Raw genomic sequence first — 3,512 nt, 5'->3', positions numbered from 1 at the left:
GTGATCGCGATCGGAACATGCACTTATATGCCTCAGAAGGTTTTATTGAACTTGAGCGCCACTCCCCCTACGAGCCCATTGTGATGTATAGGCAACTCAGGACGGCATGAATCTCCAATAAGATCAAAGCTTCCGTCCCGATCTTGGCCGTGCCAAAAATGGCCGTTAATCAGGCCTGGCCTTCCTGGCAACCCCCGTGACACGCTCGAGAAAAAAGATGACAGGCATGAATGGCATCTTTTCCTCCTTCCCAGAGCCCCGGGCGCGGCCCGCAAGACCGCACTCCCCTAAAACGTCCAGTTCAGCGACACGGTGCCGAAGAGCTGCGGCGCGATCTGCGCGTTGAACTCCTTGGTGCGGTAGACCACGGCGTAGGACATCTTGGTGTTGCGCCAGTTGACCACAAAGCCCGCGCTCAGGTCCGCCACGAACACATTGTGTCCCACGGAGGGGCTGTCGCCAAAGGTGTTGCCGTCCAGAAAGATGTTGTGCGCCACGGCACGACCGTCCGCACGCGCAAAGACGTGAAAGCCCAGCGGGAACCAGGAGCGGTCCGCGCCCAGTGAGCCATCCACCGGAGTGGAGGCGGCGGACGAAGGGCCGATGGAGGGCGTGCCGTAGTCGTCCGGCAGATTGAAGCCCATGCGGAATTCACCGCCCACATTGGCGTAGTCCTTCACATTCCCCGCCGTCGCGCCGGCATGCGGGAGGAATTCCCACTCCGCGCCGCTGCGCTTCACGATGTGCGGCCAGCGCCAGGTGCGCTCATACGCCAGGGTGATGCCGATCTCATTGTGCAGCTGGTTGTCCCAGCCGTTCGGGTGGTCAAAGCCGCGTGCATCATGCACGTAGCGCTGCGCCTCCTGCGCATACGAGTAGGAGCCCACCACGCCGATGTCCATCACCAGGATGTTGCGCACGCGGTCCGTCTTCCACACCACGCCGTTGGACACATACAGCCAGCCCGCATAGGGGCGGTCGTTCAGTGCCGGGGTGAAGGTCTCCGTGTTGTCCGGCGTGTAAATGTCCTGCCCGATGGAGTGGATGACGTTCTTCTGGTAGTTTGTGTCATGAATGCCGGGAATCAGGTCAAACAGCGGCAGCATCATGCGGGCATGCGGCGTGCCGCTGAGCCGGGAGAGATCCGGCGAGGTCCAGCTCAGCTTCACCCCGCTGGTGTAGTAGCGGTCCGTGCCGGCGAAGAGATCGTTTTCGAGGTAGATGCCCATCGTGCCGCCCGTATTGGGCGCCTCGGCGCGGGCAGAGGCAGGCGCCAGCACCGCCAGCAAAAGAGTGGCGGAGAGCGCGGAGAAAAAGTGTTTCATGAGTGAATGCAGTGGGGTTTGTGTGTGGTAGACGGTGCAGCGCGGTCTTTCTTCAATGGGCAGAGCATTTAGAGCGCCAGACACCCGTCCCTTCGGATCAGGGACTCATATGAGGAACGAGGTACTGTCCCTCACGCAGCCGCTTTGCCAAGCAAAAGCGTTGTTGAAAAGCCCTGGGGCTTCCCAACAACGCTTCGAAAGCTTGCGCGCTCTGGATTAGCGGGAGGCGTGCTCGATGTGGCCGCCCACATGCTCCACGTCCTGGCCGAAGCCACGAACGGTGCGGCAGCTGGTGCCGACGAGGGTCAGGGCTGCGGATGCGAAGACGAGAAGTGCGATGCGTGTGATGGATGTTTTCATAGGAGTGGTGTGTGTGTGTGTTGGGTTCGGGAGAGGAGAGAGCGTTTGATAAGAGCAGGCCCACGCGGTGGGCGCGCTCCAGGGTGCGCAGCTTACTTCTGCACGGCATCCACGCGGGCCTTGGCGGCGGCGGCTTCGGCATCGGCCTTCTTCTTTTCCGCATCCAGCTGCGCCTGATCCACCGCCTTGTTGGCTTCGATGTTGGCCTTGACGATCTTGGTGTCGATGTCCGCCTGCGTTTTGGCTTCCTTGGCATCCGCAGCCACGGCATCTTTCTGGTGGTCCAGCGCGGTCTGGGTGGCGTCGTTTTGCGCATCGATGGCCTGCTTCTGCTTGTTGCAGCTCACGGTCAGGAAAGTCGCGGAAGTGAAGAGGAGGAGGAAGAGGAAGTGTTTCATAGTTTTCGGTTGGTTGCTCAGTGAATCGTTAGTCGAAGGACTGATGCATGGGTCCATCTTTCCGCAGATACCCTGCCCTGCCTATGGGGTATAACCCTACCCCAGCTCAGGCATGCTCCAGGGAACCACCACCTGAAATCCGGGGCGCGCCATGACTCCATTCACCATCCGCAGCCCGCCAGCGCCGCCCCGCACAACGACCCGTCAAGGGCCATCACTCAGGACCATTCTCGTCAGGCATCATGGAGGAGCCCCATGGCTGTTTCACCCCTCAGCCACCTGCGCATAATCCTCCGGCACATGCCCCAGATACCCCTGTGGCAGACTCAGCCCCGCCAGCCATGGAGACAAACCCTGCAGCGCCTGCCGTATCTGCGCCAGCGCCGGTGGCGGCAGCACAAAAGCCACCGACCACACCTCCTCATCCGGCCCGATGAGCAGCGTCAAAGACTCGCCCTCCACGCACCAAAACACCGTGCTCCCAGCACAGCGCCCCAGCCGCAAAGATCCTCGCGAAGTCCGCACCCCGGGTGGATTCCCCCGCAGCTCCTCTGCCTCGCCTCGCGTCAGCGACACATTCAGCTCGTAGTGCTCCGTCTGCACCTTCACCATCGCACACCTCACGCCGGATTCATCCGTCCACGGGTTCGCACAAACCGAGCAGTTCAAGGCGGGCATGGAAGGGTGCGTCATAAATCACAGACAATGAGCGAAAGTTTCTGACAGGTTCGACTCCCCGTGGCAATGCCAAAGTGCGCCCTCCATCCCGCTCACTTCTTCCGCGACTCCGCCGTCCCCGCCAACTTCTTCTCCCGGTGCAGCCGCAGCAGTTCGCGCTGCCTCAGCGTCTCCTCGCGGTGCTTCTTCCGGCACGCCCGGCAGCGTGTGGCCGTGGCCTGCACCGAACCTTTGGCGATCTCATAGTACCACCGCTGCTGCGTCGCGCTCCACATCTCATGCTTCCTGCAGTCCTTGCAGTGGAAACTGATGTCCCGGTAAAACAGCGGTCGAGACCAGGTGCCTTGGGGATTCTGCAACTCCAGTGCCGCCGGCAGCGCATCCTCAGGAATCTCCTTCGCCGATCTGATCCTCCCCGCCGCCAGCAGTTTCGCGATCCGTGCTTCACGCTGCTGGCTCAGAGCCTGGGCAAGATTCTTTTCTTTGCGTGTGGTCATGGGTGGAGGCTAACAAATGAGACTCTCTGAAGTAAATACCACAAAATATTTTCCACTCATTGAAACGTACGCAGGACCCCAGCCAGCCGCTTTGGCAGCCACCTCAGCTCAAGAAACCGAAGTCATGTGCTCACCTGTCACCACCCAGACGCCGTCGATCTTTTTCAGCACATACGTGTATGACGCGGCGCTCTTCGGACTCTTCCACCACCCGCCGGTCACCTCCGCCTCGGTGGCATTCAGAAAGCAGATGT

The 3,512-nt window shown here is 60.8% G+C and carries 5 protein-coding genes; all 5 read right to left on the bottom strand.

Going from position 1 to position 3,512, the window contains the following annotated elements:
* Window positions 1–287: 287 nt before the first annotated feature.
* The 5 genes from ACIREA_RS28775 to ACIREA_RS28755 all read right to left on the bottom strand — a co-directional run bounded on the left by ACIREA_RS28775 (window position 288) and on the right by ACIREA_RS28755 (window position 3,258).
* Window positions 288–1,325: a lipid A deacylase LpxR family protein gene (locus ACIREA_RS28775; protein ID WP_397385765.1), complete on the bottom strand. Its 1,038-nt coding sequence runs from the start codon at window positions 1,323–1,325 to the stop codon at window positions 288–290.
* A 216-nt stretch (window positions 1,326–1,541) separates the two neighbouring features.
* On the bottom strand, window positions 1,542–1,685 hold the full coding sequence (locus ACIREA_RS28770; RefSeq protein WP_397385764.1) for an entericidin A/B family lipoprotein: 144 nt from the start codon (window positions 1,683–1,685) through the stop codon (window positions 1,542–1,544).
* Window positions 1,686–1,777: 92 nt separating this feature from the next.
* Window positions 1,778–2,083, bottom strand: a complete 306-nt coding sequence (locus ACIREA_RS28765; RefSeq protein WP_397385763.1) for a hypothetical protein — start codon at window positions 2,081–2,083, stop codon at window positions 1,778–1,780.
* Window positions 2,084–2,347: 264 nt separating this feature from the next.
* Window positions 2,348–2,776 carry a hypothetical protein gene (locus tag ACIREA_RS28760; RefSeq protein WP_397385762.1) on the bottom strand — a complete coding sequence of 143 codons (429 nt, stop codon included), beginning with the start codon at window positions 2,774–2,776 and terminating at the stop codon, window positions 2,348–2,350.
* A gap of 77 nt (window positions 2,777–2,853) precedes the next feature.
* The gene (locus ACIREA_RS28755; protein WP_397385761.1) at window positions 2,854–3,258 is read right to left on the bottom strand and encodes a zinc-ribbon domain containing protein; all 405 of its coding nucleotides are present in this window, start codon (window positions 3,256–3,258) and stop codon (window positions 2,854–2,856) included.
* Window positions 3,259–3,512: the final 254 nt, after the last annotated feature.

The organism is Prosthecobacter sp., from assembly GCF_044373815.1.
Classification (GTDB): Bacteria; Verrucomicrobiota; Verrucomicrobiia; order Verrucomicrobiales; family Verrucomicrobiaceae; genus Prosthecobacter.
Note: the sequence above shows the minus strand (reverse complement) of the source record. Positions and strands in the feature narration are given on the sequence as shown.

Excerpts from the sequence above, each read along its gene's own strand:
- ACIREA_RS28760 (WP_397385762.1), bottom strand. The coding sequence starts at position 2,776 with ATGACGCACCCTTCCATGCCCGCCTTGAACTGCTCGGTTTGTGCGAAC.
- ACIREA_RS28770 (WP_397385764.1), bottom strand. The coding sequence starts at position 1,685 with ATGAAAACATCCATCACACGCATCGCACTTCTCGTCTTCGCATCCGCA.
- ACIREA_RS28775 (WP_397385765.1), bottom strand. The coding sequence starts at position 1,325 with ATGAAACACTTTTTCTCCGCGCTCTCCGCCACTCTTTTGCTGGCGGTG.
- ACIREA_RS28765 (WP_397385763.1), bottom strand. The coding sequence starts at position 2,083 with ATGAAACACTTCCTCTTCCTCCTCCTCTTCACTTCCGCGACTTTCCTG.
- ACIREA_RS28755 (WP_397385761.1), bottom strand. The coding sequence starts at position 3,258 with ATGACCACACGCAAAGAAAAGAATCTTGCCCAGGCTCTGAGCCAGCAG.